Source organism: Pseudoalteromonas tunicata, assembly GCF_002310815.1.
Classification (GTDB): Bacteria; Pseudomonadota; Gammaproteobacteria; order Enterobacterales; family Alteromonadaceae; genus Pseudoalteromonas; species Pseudoalteromonas tunicata.
In genome coordinates, this window is record NZ_CP011033.1 from 413,737 (window position 1) to 431,997 (window position 18,261).

Annotated in this window: 19 protein-coding genes; 17 read left to right on the plus strand and 2 right to left on the minus strand. The window is 39.6% G+C overall.

What is annotated here, in order from left to right:
• The first annotated feature begins 38 nt into the window (after nucleotides 1-38).
• The 7 genes from PTUN_RS19435 to PTUN_RS19465 all read left to right on the plus strand — a co-directional run bounded on the left by PTUN_RS19435 (nucleotide 39) and on the right by PTUN_RS19465 (nucleotide 5,375).
• Nucleotides 39-1,259, plus strand: coding sequence for an ATP-binding protein (locus PTUN_RS19435; protein ID WP_009837022.1), 1,221 nt, complete (start codon nucleotides 39-41; stop codon nucleotides 1,257-1,259).
• Nucleotides 1,260-1,270: 11 nt separating this feature from the next.
• Nucleotides 1,271-1,789: a response regulator transcription factor gene (locus tag PTUN_RS19440; RefSeq protein WP_040643602.1), complete on the plus strand. Its 519-nt coding sequence runs from the start codon at nucleotides 1,271-1,273 to the stop codon at nucleotides 1,787-1,789.
• Between the two features lie 123 nt (nucleotides 1,790-1,912).
• Nucleotides 1,913-2,323 carry a DUF1761 domain-containing protein gene (locus tag PTUN_RS19445; protein ID WP_232284969.1) on the plus strand — a complete coding sequence of 137 codons (411 nt, stop codon included), beginning with the start codon at nucleotides 1,913-1,915 and terminating at the stop codon, nucleotides 2,321-2,323.
• A gap of 42 nt (nucleotides 2,324-2,365) precedes the next feature.
• Nucleotides 2,366-2,617: a hypothetical protein gene (locus tag PTUN_RS22330; protein WP_009837019.1), complete on the plus strand. Its 252-nt coding sequence runs from the start codon at nucleotides 2,366-2,368 to the stop codon at nucleotides 2,615-2,617.
• 373 nt (nucleotides 2,618-2,990) lie between these two features.
• Nucleotides 2,991-3,248, plus strand: coding sequence for a CBU_0592 family membrane protein (locus PTUN_RS19455; RefSeq protein WP_009837018.1), 258 nt, complete (start codon nucleotides 2,991-2,993; stop codon nucleotides 3,246-3,248).
• A 22-nt stretch (nucleotides 3,249-3,270) separates the two neighbouring features.
• Complete coding sequence (locus PTUN_RS19460) at nucleotides 3,271-4,251, plus strand: hypothetical protein (RefSeq protein ID WP_009837017.1); 981 nt, start codon at nucleotides 3,271-3,273, stop codon at nucleotides 4,249-4,251.
• A gap of 152 nt (nucleotides 4,252-4,403) precedes the next feature.
• Nucleotides 4,404-5,375, plus strand: a complete 972-nt coding sequence (locus PTUN_RS19465) for an efflux RND transporter permease subunit (protein WP_040643472.1) — start codon at nucleotides 4,404-4,406, stop codon at nucleotides 5,373-5,375.
• A 5-nt stretch (nucleotides 5,376-5,380) separates the two neighbouring features.
• Here the strand turns inward: PTUN_RS19465 and PTUN_RS19470 are convergent, their stop codons facing one another.
• On the minus strand, nucleotides 5,381-6,079 hold the full coding sequence (locus PTUN_RS19470) for a substrate-binding periplasmic protein (protein ID WP_040643471.1): 699 nt from the start codon (nucleotides 6,077-6,079) through the stop codon (nucleotides 5,381-5,383).
• Nucleotides 6,080-6,353: 274 nt separating this feature from the next.
• Here PTUN_RS19470 and PTUN_RS19475 point away from each other — a divergent pair, with 274 nt between their 5' ends.
• The 7 genes from PTUN_RS19475 to PTUN_RS19500 all read left to right on the plus strand — a co-directional run bounded on the left by PTUN_RS19475 (nucleotide 6,354) and on the right by PTUN_RS19500 (nucleotide 11,786).
• A complete protein-coding gene (locus PTUN_RS19475; protein ID WP_009837014.1) occupies nucleotides 6,354-7,106 on the plus strand; it encodes a lipoprotein intramolecular transacylase Lit in 753 nt (250 codons plus the stop codon).
• A 331-nt stretch (nucleotides 7,107-7,437) separates the two neighbouring features.
• Entirely contained in the window at nucleotides 7,438-7,791 is a 354-nt protein-coding gene (locus PTUN_RS19480) for a hypothetical protein (protein ID WP_040643470.1), read from the plus strand.
• A gap of 17 nt (nucleotides 7,792-7,808) precedes the next feature.
• A complete protein-coding gene (locus PTUN_RS21885; protein ID WP_119081672.1) occupies nucleotides 7,809-7,982 on the plus strand; it encodes an alpha/beta fold hydrolase in 174 nt (57 codons plus the stop codon).
• A 120-nt stretch (nucleotides 7,983-8,102) separates the two neighbouring features.
• On the plus strand, nucleotides 8,103-8,390 hold the full coding sequence (locus tag PTUN_RS19485; protein WP_009837010.1) for a LytR/AlgR family response regulator transcription factor: 288 nt from the start codon (nucleotides 8,103-8,105) through the stop codon (nucleotides 8,388-8,390).
• Between the two features lie 578 nt (nucleotides 8,391-8,968).
• Nucleotides 8,969-9,613 carry an OB-fold-containig protein gene (locus PTUN_RS19490; RefSeq protein ID WP_040643469.1) on the plus strand — a complete coding sequence of 215 codons (645 nt, stop codon included), beginning with the start codon at nucleotides 8,969-8,971 and terminating at the stop codon, nucleotides 9,611-9,613.
• An 11-nt stretch (nucleotides 9,614-9,624) separates the two neighbouring features.
• Complete coding sequence (locus PTUN_RS19495) at nucleotides 9,625-11,391, plus strand: flotillin family protein (protein WP_009837008.1); 1,767 nt, start codon at nucleotides 9,625-9,627, stop codon at nucleotides 11,389-11,391.
• Between the two features lie 170 nt (nucleotides 11,392-11,561).
• Complete coding sequence (locus tag PTUN_RS19500; protein ID WP_009837007.1) at nucleotides 11,562-11,786, plus strand: hypothetical protein; 225 nt, start codon at nucleotides 11,562-11,564, stop codon at nucleotides 11,784-11,786.
• Nucleotides 11,787-11,820: 34 nt separating this feature from the next.
• On the opposite strand, the gene PTUN_RS19505 is transcribed toward PTUN_RS19500, so the two are convergent.
• Nucleotides 11,821-12,969 carry a M20 family metallopeptidase gene (locus tag PTUN_RS19505; protein WP_009837006.1) on the minus strand — a complete coding sequence of 383 codons (1,149 nt, stop codon included), beginning with the start codon at nucleotides 12,967-12,969 and terminating at the stop codon, nucleotides 11,821-11,823.
• A 200-nt stretch (nucleotides 12,970-13,169) separates the two neighbouring features.
• Here PTUN_RS19505 and PTUN_RS19510 point away from each other — a divergent pair, with 200 nt between their 5' ends.
• From PTUN_RS19510 to PTUN_RS19520, 3 genes are all read left to right on the plus strand, one after another.
• The gene (locus PTUN_RS19510; RefSeq protein ID WP_009837005.1) at nucleotides 13,170-14,093 is read left to right on the plus strand and encodes an ATP-grasp domain-containing protein; all 924 of its coding nucleotides are present in this window, start codon (nucleotides 13,170-13,172) and stop codon (nucleotides 14,091-14,093) included.
• Nucleotides 14,094-15,473 (plus strand): ATP-grasp domain-containing protein, encoded by a 1,380-nt coding sequence (locus PTUN_RS19515; RefSeq protein ID WP_009837004.1) that lies wholly within the window; start codon nucleotides 14,094-14,096, stop codon nucleotides 15,471-15,473.
• A 72-nt stretch (nucleotides 15,474-15,545) separates the two neighbouring features.
• Nucleotides 15,546-18,224, plus strand: a complete 2,679-nt coding sequence (locus PTUN_RS19520) for a M14 family zinc carboxypeptidase (RefSeq protein ID WP_009837003.1) — start codon at nucleotides 15,546-15,548, stop codon at nucleotides 18,222-18,224.
• The last annotated feature ends 37 nt before the right edge of the window (nucleotides 18,225-18,261 follow it).

The following is an 18,261-nucleotide window of genomic DNA, read 5'->3' on the forward strand; positions in this document are numbered from 1 at the left end:
ATGCAGTGGTAAAATGGTCTTTTGGTAGCAGCCGGCCTATGGATAAGCTGCTATTACTGCGCAGTGGTGCAATTGTTATACAATTAATCACCGTGTTTGCAGTGTACTTTCTAATGGCGTTAGATATCTCATTAATGCCATTAATTGTGGTTATTTGTGGCGAAACTATTTTTCATTTAGCCAGTATTTTATTTTATCGTAAGCGCCATATTCGCCAACATGATTTAGTTTTACAATTGTTGGCCGATGTGGTTTTTTTAACGCTTTTGTTGTCGTTAAGCGGTGGTGCAACCAATGCATTTGTCTCGCTGCTCCTGCTGCCTATTGTGATAGCTGCCGTAACGTTACCAACACGTTGGTTGGTTTTAGTCTCAGTTACTGCGATGGCCGCCTACAGTATTATGTTGTTAAAAATGCCCAGCCACAGCATGCATCATATGGATATGACAAAACATTTTATTGCCATGTGGGCTAATTTTATTTTGTCAGCACTGGTGGTGACGTTAGTTGTTGGGGCATTGGCTCGGATGATCATCGAACGAGAGCAAGCAATAGCTAAACAGCGAGAAGAACAACTTCGAAGTGAGCAGTTGCTTGCATTAGGTATGGCGTCAACTCAGGTTACCCATCAATTAGCAACGCCGCTTGCCACAATACAACTTTTGTACGATGAACTGCTTGAAACCGATCCTACTAATCCTGCGGTACAAGATATGGCAGGGCCCCTTCGCACTTGTGCTACGCAACTGGCTTCTTTTAGAGAATTAGCCAGTGCTGTGCGCGATAAAAAACCACAGCGCTTGGTTGTTTCCGCGCTGGTTGCACAACTGCAAGAGCAGTTTCAATTACAATTTCCATTGCAACAACTACATGTAAATCCTGTACCTGATGGCTACATTGAAGCAGATGCATTGTTGTTACCTGCTTTGTTTAATTTATTGCAAAATGCGGTACAAGCAAATCAAAACCAAGGTCAACATCAAGTGAATATAGACTTTAAAGTGCACACCATTCAAAGCGATACCAGATTACACATCACCATTCGTGATTTTGGCTCAGGCGTAAGTGACCATCAAGCAATAAAGCTTGGTGAGCAGTTAATTGAAAGCGAGCAAGGTTTAGGCATGGCATTGTTATTATCTAATGCCACAATTGAGCGTTTTAGCGGTAAATTGAGTTTAATTAATCATCCAGAAAAAGGGATGCAAGCTATTGTTGAGCTACCACTTTGTTCTGATCCGCAGCAGGTAAGTTCGTGAGTGGCGCTCAAATGCGACTGCTGATCATTGAAGATGATGTTGCCTATGCCACTGTATTGGCACGTCGTTTATCACAGCATGGCTTTAGTTGTGAGCTGGTAAATCACAGCTGTGATGCACTTTCAAAAGCACAACAGTTTAACCCTTCTCATGTCTTATTAGATATGAAGCTTAATAATGACAATGGCTTACATTTAATTAAGCCACTTAGAGCTGCATACCCAAGTTGCCATATGGTACTGCTTACTGGCTTTGCAAGCATTGCTACCGCAGTTGAGGCCATGCGTTTTGGTGCTAATGATTATTTAGCTAAACCGGCCGATACATTGACCATTCTCAAAGCACTCACAGGCGATAAAGCCGAATGTACTATAGAAGAAGCGCCTATGTCTGCTGAACGATTAGAGTGGGAGCATATTCAGCAAACACTAAACGCCAATAATGGTAATGTCTCTGCAACGGCACGGCAATTGGATATGCACCGTCGCACCTTACAACGAAAACTACAGAAAAAACCTGTGCAGCGTTAGCTTCATTAACGCTTTATAAATGCATATAAAAAATAATTTTATTGTGTTTATTGCAATAAACTTGAGTTATTAATTAATTCTGGCTAGCTTTTGTTTATATACAGTTGAAACATGCAGTTGCTAATGTTTGATTTAAGTACGCTCAATTTAGGCGCAATTTTAGTTGCTACCTGCTCTTCATTTTTATTGTGGGGGATTTGGTATTCACCTTGGTTATTTGAGCTAGCGTGGCTAGAAACTTCCGGTTTAACTCCTTTTGATATTAAAAAGGCCGATCCACTAAAAGTAATCGGTATTGCATTTATAGCTACATTTTTAATTAGTATGCTGTTTGGCTTTTTGGTTGGTACGCATCCTGGCGTTGTTTTTTCTACTTCCTTAGGTTTTATTGTTGGTTTATGTTGGGTTTCAAGTGTATTGGCAATTAATTATGTATTTGAGCAAAAGCCATTAAAATTGTTTTTAATTAACGCGGGTTATCACACTGCACAGTTTACCTTAATTGGTCTCGTGTTTGGTTTATGGCCTTACTAAATGGGTTACACTAAGCAGTATATGTAATTAAAGTAAAAGCAGATGGCCCGCCCAAATAAAAACGCACCCACTCGCACAGTCGATATTTTTTGTAAAGCTTGCCAAGCAAAGTTGTATAAATACCAAAAAGGAGGCAAGGGCGCTTTAGTGAAGTGTTTTGTTGAACGGATTACTCAAGATTTCACGATAAATGCTGGCCAATGCCCCAATTGTCAGCAATTTTTTGCTCGCCAGTGCCTTATACGCGGAGTCCCTGCGTTAAAAATTATCGGTGGCAAGGTCCACAGTAAATAATCAAAGTTAAATAAAATGGTAGCGACAAATAAGCCAGAAAAAGGAGTGATAAGGATTTTTGTCCTTGCTTCTGTGTTTTTGCTTACCTAAAATGGCAGCCCTTTGTCGGATACTCTATATACCAAGTGCATTTAATAACTGACATGTTTGTGAAACAGACTTGTACGTAAGCATGGTTGAAATTTCTTTGTAAAACAATTGCATCAGAAATTTTTATGACATGATCATTGGTCATATTGTCACAAAAAATGACTACTGAATTAATACAATTGGTATTAAGTATCTAACTACAAGCTGTTTCATGGAATGAAAAACGTCCTCCCCACGGATAGGGCCAGCAGATCTGGACGAATTTTTAGCTTGGAGTTGTGTAATGACTGATTTAATTTTTGATATTATCGGTATGTCGGGTACGTGTTTGGTAGTAGGTGCTTTTTTTCTACTACAATTAGGTAAAGTGAATCCAACGGGGTTAAAGTACAACCTGATGAATTTATCAGGTGCAATCTTGTTATTGATAAGCCTTTGTTATAACTTTAATTTAGCAAGCTTTGTAATTGAACTATTTTGGATTGCAGCCTCATTGATTGGGTTGTATAAATACTTTACTAAACCCGCCGTAGCCGCGTAGCTCGGCATTAAGGGAGTGAACAATGCAACGAATTTTTTACTCCCTCTGTTATTTCTTAATCCTAATCACACTCAGTGATGCCTTCGCAAATCAAGATACACAGACGAGCCCCACACCGCTTGAAACTGCCGCTCAAGCTGCTACAACCGACATAAGTACTCCCGCTGATGAAACGAGTAATTTACTCGCATTTCGTGAGCAAATTAATCGGCAAATGCAAAACAGTGCCCAGTGGCTTGATGATTTAATGGCCGAAGTGCCAAGTGACAAAAAAGCGGCTGCCAAAGGTTACTTGCGCTTAGGATGGTTACCCCGCAATAACGATTGGAGCGAAACTGAAGTTCGCTTTACTGTATCGTTGAGTTTACCGAATTGGAAAAAACGCCTAAAGCTCATTGTTGATAATGATGCAGATGAATTTGCTCGCCTACCATTTGAAACTGAAAATCAAGCTGCTGGTAATAATCACCAAGGCAATGAAATTAACGCTTCGCTGCAATACTTAGTTGAAAAAAATGACAATTTGAATATCGATCATCGAATTGGGATTTCACGTACTCAGCTCTATGCTCGCAGCTCCGCCGTATGGGAAAAAAAAATAGATACTCATCTGCTCGCTGCAACCGCAGGTCTTGAATATTATTACTCCGATGGCTTTGGCCAGTTTATTAAATTAGCTTACGATAAAGAACTCTCACCTACTATGAGCTTAAATTGGTCTGCGAATTTGCGTCACTTACAAAGTGAACCCGACAGTGAAGTGCGCAGTGGCCTTTATTTCAGTTATTTACCTGATCAAAAACGTGCCATGATTGTCGGTATTAATGGAAAAGACGCGTTTAACGGGCTGCGAAGTTATACTTTATCGTATCGTTATCGCGAGCAGTTTTTGCATAGCTGGCTTTATTATGAAATTGAACCTTTTTTAGAATACCGAGAGTTACGCCAATATAATGATGAAGTAGGGATTGCACTGCGTTTTATCGGCTATTATGGTCAATAGTGCTTTTTAACAGCCTACACTAACCTTAATCAATTAATCAAAAGCGTATTTTTGATTAATTATTCTGCTCGAAATTTACCGCGTTAACATTATGATGATGTTAACAATATCTTGATGATTTAAGGATTGGAAAAGAAGAGTGGAATATTCGCTTGCTACCGGGAGCACTGGCATACGGCGTTGATGGCCAGATGGTCAGTGCGCAGCTACGGAGTGCTTTTTTTGGTGAAGTGGCCGATGAGATACAGCGAAATACCGATACGGTTGAGATTTTTGTACAGCTCCAAGCACAAGATAAAGAGCGCCTGGCACAGTTGAAAAATTACCCTATCATTCTTGCTGATGGAAGCCAACATCCGTTATCTGCCTTAGCTGAACTTACCGCAATACGCGGTGTTACTAGGTTAAACCGAGTTGATGGAGAAAGAACTTTAACAATTACCGCAGATGTTGATACCAACCTTGGAAATACCAATGAAATAGTAACGCAATTACAGCGTACCGTTATGGTCGATATCATGGCTCAATGGCAAGATATTTTAGTTAGTTATGAAGGTGAAATTAAAAATGGTGGTCAAACGGGTAAATCGATAGGCGGTAAATTTCTATTAGGGCTAATTGGTATTTTTGTCATCTTAAGTTTTCAGTTTCGCAGCTATTTCGAACCTATTATGGTGATGATAGCAATCCCGCTGGCATTAATAGGCGTACTTTGGGGGCACTGGTTACTAGGTTATGACATTTCGATGCCAAGCATGATAGGGTTTGTTTCGTTAGCTGGGATTGTCGTAAATGATTCAATTTTACTTGTTGCATACATCAAAGAACATCAGCAGCAAGGTATGGATATTCACCAAAGTGCTGTGATGGCAGCCAAAGAGCGTTTTCGTGCAATTTTTATTACCTCTGCAACCACTATTGCTGGCACCGTGCCACTACTGTTGGAAAGTAGTCTACAAGCACAGGTTGTACAGCCGTTGGTCGTGAGTATTATTTTTGGCATGATAGTATCAACACTATTGATTTTATTAGTATTGCCGGCATTTTATGTTTTGCTTAACGATTTATCGTTGACCTCAAAGCATCATCTAACAAGTGAGCCGATTGTAAAAACAACGAACTAACAGGGTTAAAATTTATATCGGCTTAATAAAGTGGCAAGAGTCCCTTTATTTTCAAGCTCAGCGAGTACCTCGCTAAGCTGAGCTTGAAGCGCAATATGCGGTGATTTTTTGGACAGTGCAATAAACCCCTCCGATTTAGCTGGAAGACTCAGGGTTGAACTATAAATCGTATGGGCATGATCGTATTGGGCTAAATACGGTTGGATCACTTGATCAGAATGAATAATCGCATCGACCCTGCCTTTTTGTAATGCGTTAAACAATGACTGCACATCAACAAAGGTTTCTTTGCTCAACGTTTGGTCGTTATCAAAGGCTTTGGTATGCAATGCACCACGGAGCATACCCACAGTCAGTGGGGCTAAGTCTGCAACGTTATCAATGGTTAAATTTTTATCGGTATAGTAAAACTTAAAATGGTTTTCACGCTTAAAAAAAGCCGGTTCAATAAAAGCAAAAATTTGCTCGCGCTCAGCTGTTTTGGTGATCCCTGCTAATAAATCGATTTGACCTTCACTGACTAATTTTACGCAGCGTGCCCAAGGGCATTCTACAAATTTAAAGTCATAATTAAATGAGCGACTAATCTCTTGAAATACATCAACAATTAAACCACTAGGCCTACCTTTATCATCAAAATATGAGTAAGGTGGTGAATGATCAATGGCTACAGTTAAACTTTGCGATTTTGCAGCACTTGGCATGCTGAGCACCAGACTCAAACAAAATGAACAATAAAACAAAACAATAATAAAGTGTTTAATCATGTAAGGACTGTTAGATTTATGGATGGGTTAAAATCAGGCGTGATTATAACGTAAAAAAACAGTATAAAAACTATTCAACAATGATAAATGCATATTTTACTGCCCATCATGATAGTAGGCTGTTGATAAATGGTACAAGTGTCAATCAATCTATTCGTAATTGTAGCAATAACGTTACTTGATTTAAGTTGAATTAATGTGCAGAGGTATAATGCGTTTTTTGTTATTAAAGTTTGACCGCTTTGCGGCTAATTTGTATTGGTTTGCGATGAGTGTTTTTTTATTGATTGTGCTGGCTTGGCTAAGTTGGCAATCTCTCACGCTGTCTGATTTTCATTATTCATTTTGGTACGATTGGCTTGAAATCAAGCAACACATCGTACTTTATGGCCCTCAAAATCGGCATTATTTAGGATTAGAGCTGCTAACAACATCGCAGCACGTGGCATTGTTTGGTCAAATTGTCGCGGCGATACATCAGCATGGCCAAGGCTTAGCAGAAATTACCTTTTATAATGGGGCAATGCTACAACCATTATTAACTCCAGCAGAAATAACCCATTTACAAGACGTTGCAAATCTCATTGATGTTGCAACAGCAGTTGCTTATGGCAGCATGTTTTTTTTAATTGTACTTATGGGTTATCCGCGTTTATTAAAACGCAGTTACCCCCATTTTTACTTTAAAGCTGTGTGCCGTTTTTACCTTATCACCTTGTTTACATTAGGCCTTTTTTTGATCTTGATCGGACCAAAAGCCGTGTTTTACTGGTTTCATACCCTTGTTTTTCCTGACGGCCATCAATGGTTTTTTTATTATCAAGACTCTTTAATGACGACGTTGATGAAGGCGCCAGATTTATTTGGCGCAATAGCGATTGCTTTAGTCTTTTATGTCATGGTGATTGGCGGTTTGTTCGTACTGTTGATAAAAGGTGTTATGAAAATAAACAGCAACATTTAATAATATATTCCGCGCTATTTTTGCTTGAGTTAAATAACCGCAAGGTAGAATAATAAATCTACCTTTAATTCAATATGTTGCTAAATCTCTTATCGGGAACTTAGGTTAAATACTCACTTCACAATTTTATGTCCAACGGTAAGAGAGCAATTTAAAGGGTTATTTAGATCCGATTTTGAATCGAAAAACTGCTCAACAGATCATTTGACCACTTACCATAAAACTCACCCACCTTTGCACAAGGCTGTTTATAGTCACTTCATTAACAATGAGTCTTAGCGTAATTTACCTCTAGCTCTGTAATATTGAACTCACTTATTGGAGTCAGCAAATGAAGTTACGCAAACAGCTTATAAAATCAAACCTTAGTCTACAGTCTATGAAAACAATCAAGCTGGGACATCAGTTGCAAAAAGGGTTGAAATTCTTTGCGATAACCCTTTTAGGTGGCTTTTGTTTTATCCAAGGCGCAGTGGCAAATATTGAGACCCCACAAGATAAAATGATCTCGATAAGCGACCACGCTTTACATCCTATCAGCCTGGGCGAAGTTGAATTTACGGTGATTTTTGAGTCTGGTTTTGGTAGCGATCTAACACATTTGCGAAAAGTTGCACCCGCAATTAGCAAGCAAGCTAAAGTGGTTGTTTACTCCGTGCCGGATATGGTAAATCAGATCCAGTAACAAGGGCGAGAACCTTAATTGCAACCAGTAATGAATTGAGCCAATTAATAACCGTAGCCGAGTTAAAACCGCATTTTATTTTGGTTGGACATTCTTATGGTGGTCATATTATTCGCACCGATGCAGCGCAGCATCCAAGCGCGGTTGCTGGATTGGTGTTTGTCGACCCAGCTAATGAAGTTGCTGGTTGAAAACGCAATACAGCATGGCTTTAGCCAATCTGCGGCACCCGCGATACTGCAGATTACGATTATGAATGAAACGAGTAAACAATATCCAAATGCGTGTGTTATTTCAGTCAAAAATGCTGGTTGATAAAAATTAACGAGGTGCGTTACATTGCAGCTATTGGCAATTACAGTCGAATTTACTTCTCTACTCATTCACCAATGAATTACAGTTCATTGCAAAAAATAGAACAGCGATTTGATGCAACACAATTTTTTAGGATTAATCGTCAGCAGTTAGTCAATCTTCATTATGTGACAGCAATTGAATCTTGGATCACGGGCGGCTTTAAAATCACCCTAACATGCGGCACTGAACTTGAAGTTTCAAGGCGTCAGACTAATCACTTTAAACAGCTTTTAAATTTATAAAGGCCTACCAATTTAAATTACTGACGATTGGCTTATAAGTAATTCTTTTAATTGCTAATGTAAAACTACTTTGCATGATAAGTATAATCTGATTTCCGTTAAACCCCTCCCTAAAACAGTTTATTATCCAACGCTAATTGGTCAAAATACACTCAATTAACGTTACGTATAGTGAGTTAATTTCGAGAGTATTCAGGTGCTAATATCAGCAAGTTTACCCAACCAATATGTCAATTAAAGCATCATTAAAATAGCGAGTTTAAACAGCTATTTTTTGACTAAATGTTCATGGGCTATTAACAGTTTATGAGGCGTTTATATCTTAAATTGATATTTTTAATGTGTGGTTGTCAGAGATAAAGCACAGCGGAAATGTATAAATTTAATTTTTTGTTCCTTTTTATAGAGCTTTTAAGTCTTGGTTTATTGTAAAATACAAATTAATGCGATGTAGCAGTCAGGTTTTTATCTTTAATCAGCTTGCCTGTCACGTTATAAAAAACGCAAGGTTAAATCGCAGTTATTGTTGAGTGTTTTTAATACATATTAATAAAAATTATAAAAAGGATGTGATGTGTATGATGGAATTTATGCTGGCAGATTTTAATCTGCTTTTTAGCTGCGCAATTTTCTTTGTTTTTATATTGTTACTTATCGAAGGCTTAGGGTTAATTATTGGTTTTAGTTTAATGAATGCGTTAGATCAGTTAACTGGATTTGATTTAGACGCAGATATTGACTTAACCGCTGGCGGATTGACCTCATTATTAGGCTGGTTATGTTTAAACCGCTTACCAATGCTTATTTGGTTAGTACTTTTTCTCAGTAGTTTTGGTATTTTTGGTTACAGCATCAATTATTTTAGTACCCTTATTTTTGAAACGTCTCTTGCAAGTTATTTGGTTGTGAGTAGTGCGTTGATCATAACTGTTTATTTTATAAAACTAGTTGCGGCACCCTTAACGAAGATATTGCCAAAAAATGAAAGCTCTGCAATTTCAAATCATAGTTTTGTCGGGAAACTGGCAAAAATTACTCAAGGTAAAGCCAGCTTTCAAAATCCAACCGAGGCTGTACTTCAAGATGAATACCATCAAAAACACTATTTATTAGTGGCGCCACAAAGCAAAGACGAAATTTTTATTGAAGGAACTGAAGTTGTTTTAGTAGAAAAAAATGAAAACTATTGGCTTGGTATAGCCTTTAATCAAAATCTAAAATAGGGAAGAAAAATATGGATTTAAATAACCTCACTTTTATTTTAACTGTGACGGGGATCGGTTTAGTCGCCTTGCTCACAATCGGTTTTATATTTGCAAAATTATATGTCAGAGCCAGTAAAGAAGTCGCTTTCGTTCGTACTGGTTTAGGCGGTGAAAAAGTAGTTAAAGATGGTGGCGCAATTTGTTTGCCGGTTTTGCATGAGACTATCCCAGTTAATATGAATACACTTCGTATTGAAGTTGAAAAAATGCAAAAAAATGCACTAATCACCAAAGATAGAATGCGTGTTGATGTGAAAGCCGATTTCTATTTGCGTGTTGCACCGCATATCGAAGGTATTTCGATGGCAGCACAAACCCTTGGTACGCGTACCATGCGTGTGGATGAATTAAAGAAATTAATGGAATCAAAATTTGTCGACGTGCTTCGTGCTGTTGCCGCCGAAATGACCATGATTGAAATGCATGAGCAACGTGCTGAATTTGTGCAAAAGGTACAGCAAAACGTTGCTAATGATCTTGAAAAAAATGGTTTACAACTTGAGTCAGTATCGTTGACGGGTTTTGATCAGACTGATCTTGAATTTTTTAATGAAAATAATGCCTTTGATGCTGAAGGTCGTGCAAGACTTGCCAAGATAATTGAAGAAAAACGTAAAGAAACCAATGATATTGAGCAAGAAAATCGCGTTAAAATTGAGCGTAGAAATCTAGAAGCTGAACAGCAATCACTCGAAATTAAAAAAGAAGCAGAAGAAGCTCGTTTGTCTCAAGAACAAGTAGTTGAATTTAGACGTGCCCAGCAAAAAGCTGAGATTGCCGTGACCCGTGAACAACGCGCAAAAGAAGAACGCGAAGCGGAAATTGCGAAAGAACAAGCCATTGAAGCGGCACAAATTGGTAAAGCTCAAGGTATTGAATTACTTGAAATTGCAAAGAAAAATGCGCTAGACCAAGCCTCAATTAAACAAAAACGTGACATTGAAGTCGCAGAACAAGAAAAACACATCGCAATTGCTATCAAGTCTGAAGAAGAGTCTGCGGCACGTGCAAAAGCAGCGCAAGCTGAAAAAATTCGTGTTGAAAAAGAAGAGGAAGTGATCACTGCCCGTTCTGTGGCCCAAGCAAATCGTCAAAAAGAAATTGAAGTCATTGATGCGAAAAAAGAAGCAGAACGTGATGCGGTAAGTATTACGGTGCAAGCGGCATCTGAAAAAAGTGCTGCAGAAGACCGCGCGAGTGCGGTATTAATTCAAGCCCGTGCCGATGCTAATGCGAAAGTTCTTCGCGCTGAAGCGGATGAAAAAATATATGCGGTAGAAGCAGCTGGTAAAGAAGCACTCTATCAAGCTGAGAATTGCTTAAGCTCAGAGCAAATTGAATTACAAAAAACCTTAGCCATGTTAAAAGCCCTCCCTGAGATTATTGCAAAGGCTGTGAAACCGCTTGAAAATATCGACAGCATTAAAATTTTGCAAGGTTATGGTGCGGGTCAAACTGGCAATGGCCACAGTGCTGCCGCCAATTCATCAGGCATTGCTGAACAAGTGACCAATGCGGCATTAAATTATCGTGCTAACGCGCCACTGATTGATTCAATGCTGCGCGAGCTTGGTTTAGTTGATAATAATAAAGGGACTTTGGTCGATTTACTCAATGGCGATCATACCCTAGCCCAACAGTTTAATAAGGCCACACAGCAGCCTGAGCTACTGTCTAATGACGTGTCAGACGACGTTGAAAAGCACGTTCAGGCTGATCTAAAAGAGCACGTATAACTAGCCTTATTTGAAGTAGTAAAGCAAGCGTCATGCTTTACTACTTTTATCCAGTAACATTTTAAAAAATCACCAGATTACACTCAAAAAAAAACAGGTCCTCAAATAAAACAACTGTAGTGGTCAACTAATTCCTGACAGTAAATTAGATAGATCCTCAGCTTTTGCCTGTGGCACACCATATCGAGTCAGATAGCACAGGTGTTTTATTATCAGAAGTGGGTCCTAATACGCTTTGTTTTACCTATGTTCGAATTGGGCTACTGCATGAAAAGTTAGGCAATCAAGAGCAAGCCGCTATTGCGTTTAGCCAAGCAATCAAAAGCAACAGTGGGAACGCAGAGCTATCAGTGTTAAAAGCCTCAGTATTAAAGCTTGATGAAAAAGCAGCCTAGATTTTGCCATAGGCTGCAGCATTATCTTTAAAATTTAAGCAATATTGGCCTCTGATCCGAGCAATGTTTGGCTATGAGGACGCGTGACAGGGCAAAAGTGCAATAGAATTTGGCTCATTTCATGGATACGACGTGCAAAACTCGCTTTTTCAGCACGCTCATTAATGGTGTGATCGCCATCGCCATAAGGGCCAAATCCATCAAGTGTGACTAATCCGGCTGCGGCCATGGTATTGGCGTCACTGACACCACCGCGTGCTTCGGTCTGAAACGGATAACCAATGATATCGCCAATCAAGGTAACTAACTCGGTTTGCCCTTTGGTTGGCGCCATAACATCACGTTGTACCCCACCAGAAATGGCCACTTCGATGCCTTCTATAAGCGGGTTATCAACAAGGTGAGCAATGCTTTCGAGCAAGCGCAGTTTTTCGTATGCACAAGTAAAACGGGCTTCAACAATTAACTGCGCACTCGGTGAGATGGTATTGGCGCCAATCCCACCACTCATTTTGCCCACGTTAACAGTAGTATTTTGGCTTAAATCAGTCAATTCGGTCAGTTCAATTAGCATCTTAGCTGCCGCTAAATTAGCATTAATTCCCGCTTGATAATGATTACCTGCATGGGCGGCTTTGCCGGTGATATCTATAGTAAAGGTGGCAACCCCTTTGCGGGCGGTGACAATTTCATGATTTTTACCTGCGGCTTCAAAAACAAAACAATAATCATAGTTTTTAGCGAGTTTACTCGATAGTTGTTTGCTGTCATCGCTGCCCGTTTCTTCATCGCTTACAAGTAGCATATCGATATTAATAATGTCACCAAGCAAGGTTTTGACTTTACGAAGTGCGTTTAAGGCAACAAAGTTACCACCTTTCATATCACACACTCCTGGGCCATAGACCCACTGTGCATCTTCACTAAAGTGGCAGAATGTTCCTTGCGGGAAAACGGTATCAAGATGACCTAATAATAAGATTTTTTTGCCCAAACGTTTTGGTGAACTAAATAATAGGTGGTTGCCAATGTGCTCACGCGCAAACGTTTGGCAGCTAAAACCAAGCGGTTGCATCCATGCTTTAAAAATTTCAGCGTTTTCATCAATACCGGTTTTGTTTTTACTGTGAGAGTTACAATTAACCATTTTTGCCAGTTCAGAAAAATCGATACCATTACTCATTTTATAGCCTTCCTTAGGGGATGTTATTGCAGTGTGCTTGCATAGTTAAGTACAACTATTTAAACGGCGAGTTGCAGTTTCGTGACCGTTTTATTAAGTCTTTTGTTGTACATATTTTCGTCAATCTACTGTCACAATCCTGTCCTTTAATAGAAGGCCTAAGCAGTTAATGAATTGAACACAGATAAAGGGAATGAGGAATGACAACAGCAAATGTTGGCCTGTGGTTATATGAAAATAGCGGCGGTGCACAAATTGAAGCTAAGATGATAAACGCACTTAAAGAGCGCAATATCATGTGTTTTAACAACCTAAATTTACGAGATGCCTATGCCCGAGATGGCAAAATTATCTGTAATGGGATGGTGATGGAAGAGTTAGATTTATTCTTGAGTTACAACGCAGGACAGCAGTCTCAATTTCAAGTGTATTTGTATGAAGCCATTAGCCGCAGTATTCCTACTATTAATAATTACCCTGCATTTGCGTTATCTGAAGATAAATTTAAAACCTCTTATTTACTTAATAATCATGGTATTGCAACTGCTGATTATCGTCTTTGCCATAAAAACGATATGGAAGGCCTTAAACTTGCGATGCGAGAATGGGGTGGGCGGGTGATTTATAAACCCACCGATGGCTGGGGTGGTGCAGGCATTGTTAAAATTGAAGGCGAACATGCCCTCGATATGCTGGTGCCGTTTTTGAGCCGCACTGATCTGCGTTATTTTTATCTCGAACGTTTTATTGATTATGACAATACCGATTATCGCGTTGATATTGTTGATGGTCAGTATATTGGCTGTTATGGCCGCAAAGCCCCTAAAGATGATTGGAAAACCAATATTACCAGTGGTGGGAGTGTATTTTTACGTGAACCGTGTGATGAAGTGGTGCAGCTTGCCATTAAAGCGGCTGCGGTTAGTGGGCTTGAAATTGCAGGTGTCGATATCATTTATGATCGCGAAAAAGAGCAATTTGTAGTGCTTGAAATTAACGGTATTCCAGCCTTTGCCACCCCAGAGCAAGAGCAAATGGGGCTTAATTTTAATCAGAAAAAAATAGATGCCATTGTTAACTTGATTGATCGCACCGTGCATCTTGCACACGCTAAGGTGGCCTAAGTGAACAGTAGCAATAGAGCGCTCCCTAAGTTGGGTTTTTTATATTTAAATCACGTTATGCGGTTTTTCGATAAATCGAATTTTAAAGGCTGGCCCGACAAAATAGAGCAAGTTACCTACCGTTGGGGGAAAGATAAACAGCGTTTTATTAATGAAATCAAAGCAAAAAAAATAGAGGTGCTGATCGGCAATATTCCAGCAACGGCGTACGAAACATTTCGTGAAATCGCAAAAGCGCTGCCGAATGTCGAATTTGTGCCTTCACTTGATGCGCAGTTTGCCAATAAATCGAAAGAAAATGTCACCCATTTTTGCAATAAATATGATTTACCGACCCCAGCAACCAGCATTTTTTATGTGCCACAACGCGCCGAGCATTATTTAAAAAGCGCTCAGTATCCAAAAATTATTAAACGCTCGTTTGGCCCATCTAATTATGGCGGCTATTTTGTCCATAAAGTCGATAGCTATGCGCAGGCGAGCGCATTACTTAATAAACGCAAATATTATCCGGTTTATGTGCAAGATTTTGTGCCAATGGAAGCGGATATTCGCGTAATGCTGATTGGCCACAAACCCGTTTGTGCTTTTTGGCGCCGCCCACCAGAGGGCGAATGGCTGACCAATACCAGCCAAGGTGGCAGTATGGATTATCAAAATGTGCCAAAACGTGTGCTTGATTTAGCGGTAAAAACATCAAAAGCTGCCAAGGCTGAGTATTGGGCGTGTGATATTGCACTGGGTAAAAATGGCCAAGTGTATATTTTGGAATGTGCCACCGCGTTTGCAGCTTTTCCGTATATTCGAGATTGGATTGGCCAATATTTAATGTGGAAATACTCAGCTGGTCTGTTTAAAAAACCGCACATTCCGATGTGGAATTGGGAAGAGCTTGGCAAAATTAACCCTTTGTTATTGCGCACAATGCGCCATATCAGTTTTGGCCACTATAGCCCAAGTAATGACAGTAACGAGTTGTTTAACCAATGTGATGAGCAGGGTTATCCACTTGTGTCTTTTACCCAAAATAGTCAAGAAGAATGGCCAAGTGATGTCTGGAATTTTCAAGATAATTTTGCTCGCCCAGCCGTAATAGAACAAGTTGGCCAAGATGAAAGTGTGCCAATAAGCTCTGCGTTAGTACCCATTAAAAGTGATGATAAAACCGCGCTCACCCATTTAAGTTTGATGAGTTTTTTTACCGGTATTAAAGGCATAGGTGAAAAAATGGCGCATGAAATTATTCAAACGCTGGGTATTAAAGGTGTTGTAGAGGCGTTGACGCATCAGCCTGAAAAACTGTGTGAAGTAAAAAATGTGAAAGCAAAAAAATTGGCGTTAATTACCAGTCATTGGCAGCAATTTAGTCAAACGTTATAAATTTGTTGTGGGCCAAAGCGCGCATGTTACTTTGGTCTGCTGCTTTTTTAGCTCAATAAAAAGGCACCATCGATGAAAATCCAGTACGCATCTTATCAAGAAACGTTATCTTTTTTACAACAAGCGATGAGCGAACACCCCCACCTAATTCGGCTGCAAAGCATTGGTGATACATGGGAAAAAAGGCCTATTATGTTAGCCACGGTATCCCTTGATGTCGCTTATGCGGATCAAAAACCGGCCTTACTTTATACCGGCACCATTCATGCTCGCGAATGGATTGGCAATGAGTTAGCCATTAAGTTTGTAAAATATATTATTGAAAATTATCGCTTTAATCCAAAGCTGATGAACGCACTCACTCGCAATACCTTGTACATAGTACCGTGTTTAAATCCTGATGGATTTGAATATTCACGCAATCATTTTTCGTTTTGGCGAAAAAACCGCAGAGACAACGGCGATGGTACCTTTGGTGTTGACCTTAACCGTAATTTTGATTCGAATTTTCGTAAAAACCCCGACACTAACAGCAATACGTATCCAGGACCCGCTCCTTTTTCGGAGCCCGAAACACAAGCAATAAAAGCGTTTGTTGAGCTGCATCCTAATATTACTGTTTCACTAGATTACCACTCACAAGGTAACGTGTTTTTTCCTGCGCATAAATTTAATCATGAAGTCGAAATTGAAGGCACAGACTTAAATGTATTGTGCGCCAATATGAATGCCGAAATTAAAAAAGTAACGGGTCGGCAATATGGTATTCATCGTGGCAAGCCACCGGCTAATTTAATTCGTGGCAGTGGCCGCGAATACTATTATGCCAAAGGAATTTTAGCTGTGGTGGTTGAGGTCGGCACACAGAATATTCCCGATTATATGCAAAATATGGCGCAAAGCGTGGCCGAAAATATTCCCGCACTAATTTATGCTTTAGGCGAAGCTATTAACTATTCGAGCCTTGCGCCTAAACGGGTTGAGGGGTTTACCATTTCGTCGATTGCGATGCATAGTGTCAGCCTTGAATGGCGTTATCAGGCTAATGTTGATGTTTATTTTGAAATTTATCGCAGTGAACGTAATAAAAATACCTGTAATGAACAAACGTTAGTGGCCATTACCAAGTCGACTTTTTTTACTGATGTGCAACTTAAAAGTGGCCAGCACTACTTTTATAACATTCGTGCGGTTGATAAAGTGACGAAAATCAAGTCACCGTTTAGTCCGGAAATTCGCTTAAAAACTCAGTTGGCCAACGATGAATTTTCACTGACTGTATTTGCTAGCAAAACCGATGTCGGGTATCTCGGTGAAAACTACACAGCCAAAAATAAAGAACATTTTGGTTATAACTCAATGTTTATTGGTGTAAATATCAAGCGTGGTATTTGTTATGGCTTGGTGCGTTTTGATTTAACTCAGCTGCCATCTAACGCAGCGCTGCGCAGTGCCAGTTTTTCGCTTTATCCGATGAATCGTGTGGGGGCTAAGGTCGAAAAATATGGCCATTGGTCAATTGATATTATCGATAATGATGCGCTTGATGATATTTATGATTATCAAAAAGTGAAAAATGCTAAAAGCTTATTCAGCCTAGGTTACACCATAGAATCAGATAAAATGACCCAAGGTATTTGGAGTAAATGGCGCTTTAATGGTGTTGAGCGTACAGGGCTGCAAGCGTATTTGAACCGGCAAAAACAAAGCGGTAAATCGTGGCTTATTTTACGTTTAAAAGGGCCAACAACTTTACCCCTTGGCAGTGATTCTCAAATGATGCAGTTTGATATTGGGTATGGCCCATTTGGCAGTGGTTTGCATTATCGTCCCTCCCTTGAGCTTATTTACACAAAATCAGAGCAGATGTTAACTTTAGTGCCCGAAGTCTTACATACTATTTATCCTGAACATGTGGTGGCAAACAAGTTGGCGTCGGGGTTTGATGAGCATGGCTTAATTGTGTATGGTCAGATGGCCTTTTCGAGCCAAAGTTTGCCAGCACCTGATACAACAGTGATCACTCAAGCGTATTTGCAGCTTAATAATAGTAATAAATTAACGACTAACAAAGATATACGTTTTACGATTGAGTTGGTTGAGCTTAACGATGTTAACTATGTCAGTGTTAAACAGCGAGAGAAAATCGAATACATAGGCTATGAAATTAGCCATGAGCAACTGGCCGATAAAAATAGTCAGCATTTTATTTTCGATAGTTATTCGCGCCAAGCTCTCGAGCGCCTTCATAGTGAAAACAAACCGTTTTATTTTATTATTCGTGCCACCGCAGCCTCAAAAGCCAATAACTTACTGATTGATTGGTATCCTGCAGGCCATGCATTACAAGCAAAATTAGTGATCCATACCATTTCACGGCGTAAATATCCCCTTGCGACACCTACTGATTTTACCCTTACCAATGAGGCCAAGCAGCTAAAACTGAGTTGGAAAAACCCAGATCATGCTGATTTTGTAGGCACATTTGTGGTGCGTAATCGCTTTCATCCTCCAAAGTCACCTTTTGATGGGGTAAAACTTTATGCAGGAAAAGATGAATATACCTATGATCGCTTTGGTCATGAGCATATCGCTAAATATTATTCGGTATTTAGTTATGATGATGTACCAAATTATTCAGCTCCGACCTCGTTATATTACTCAAATAACCAAGTGATCAGCATGGATGAATTAAATGATGATTTACCCTCCGAGATTGAAGACGAAGATATGTTTTTAGGGGACGATTAAGCGATAGACCACAGCCATAATGAGTGGACTGTGGTCA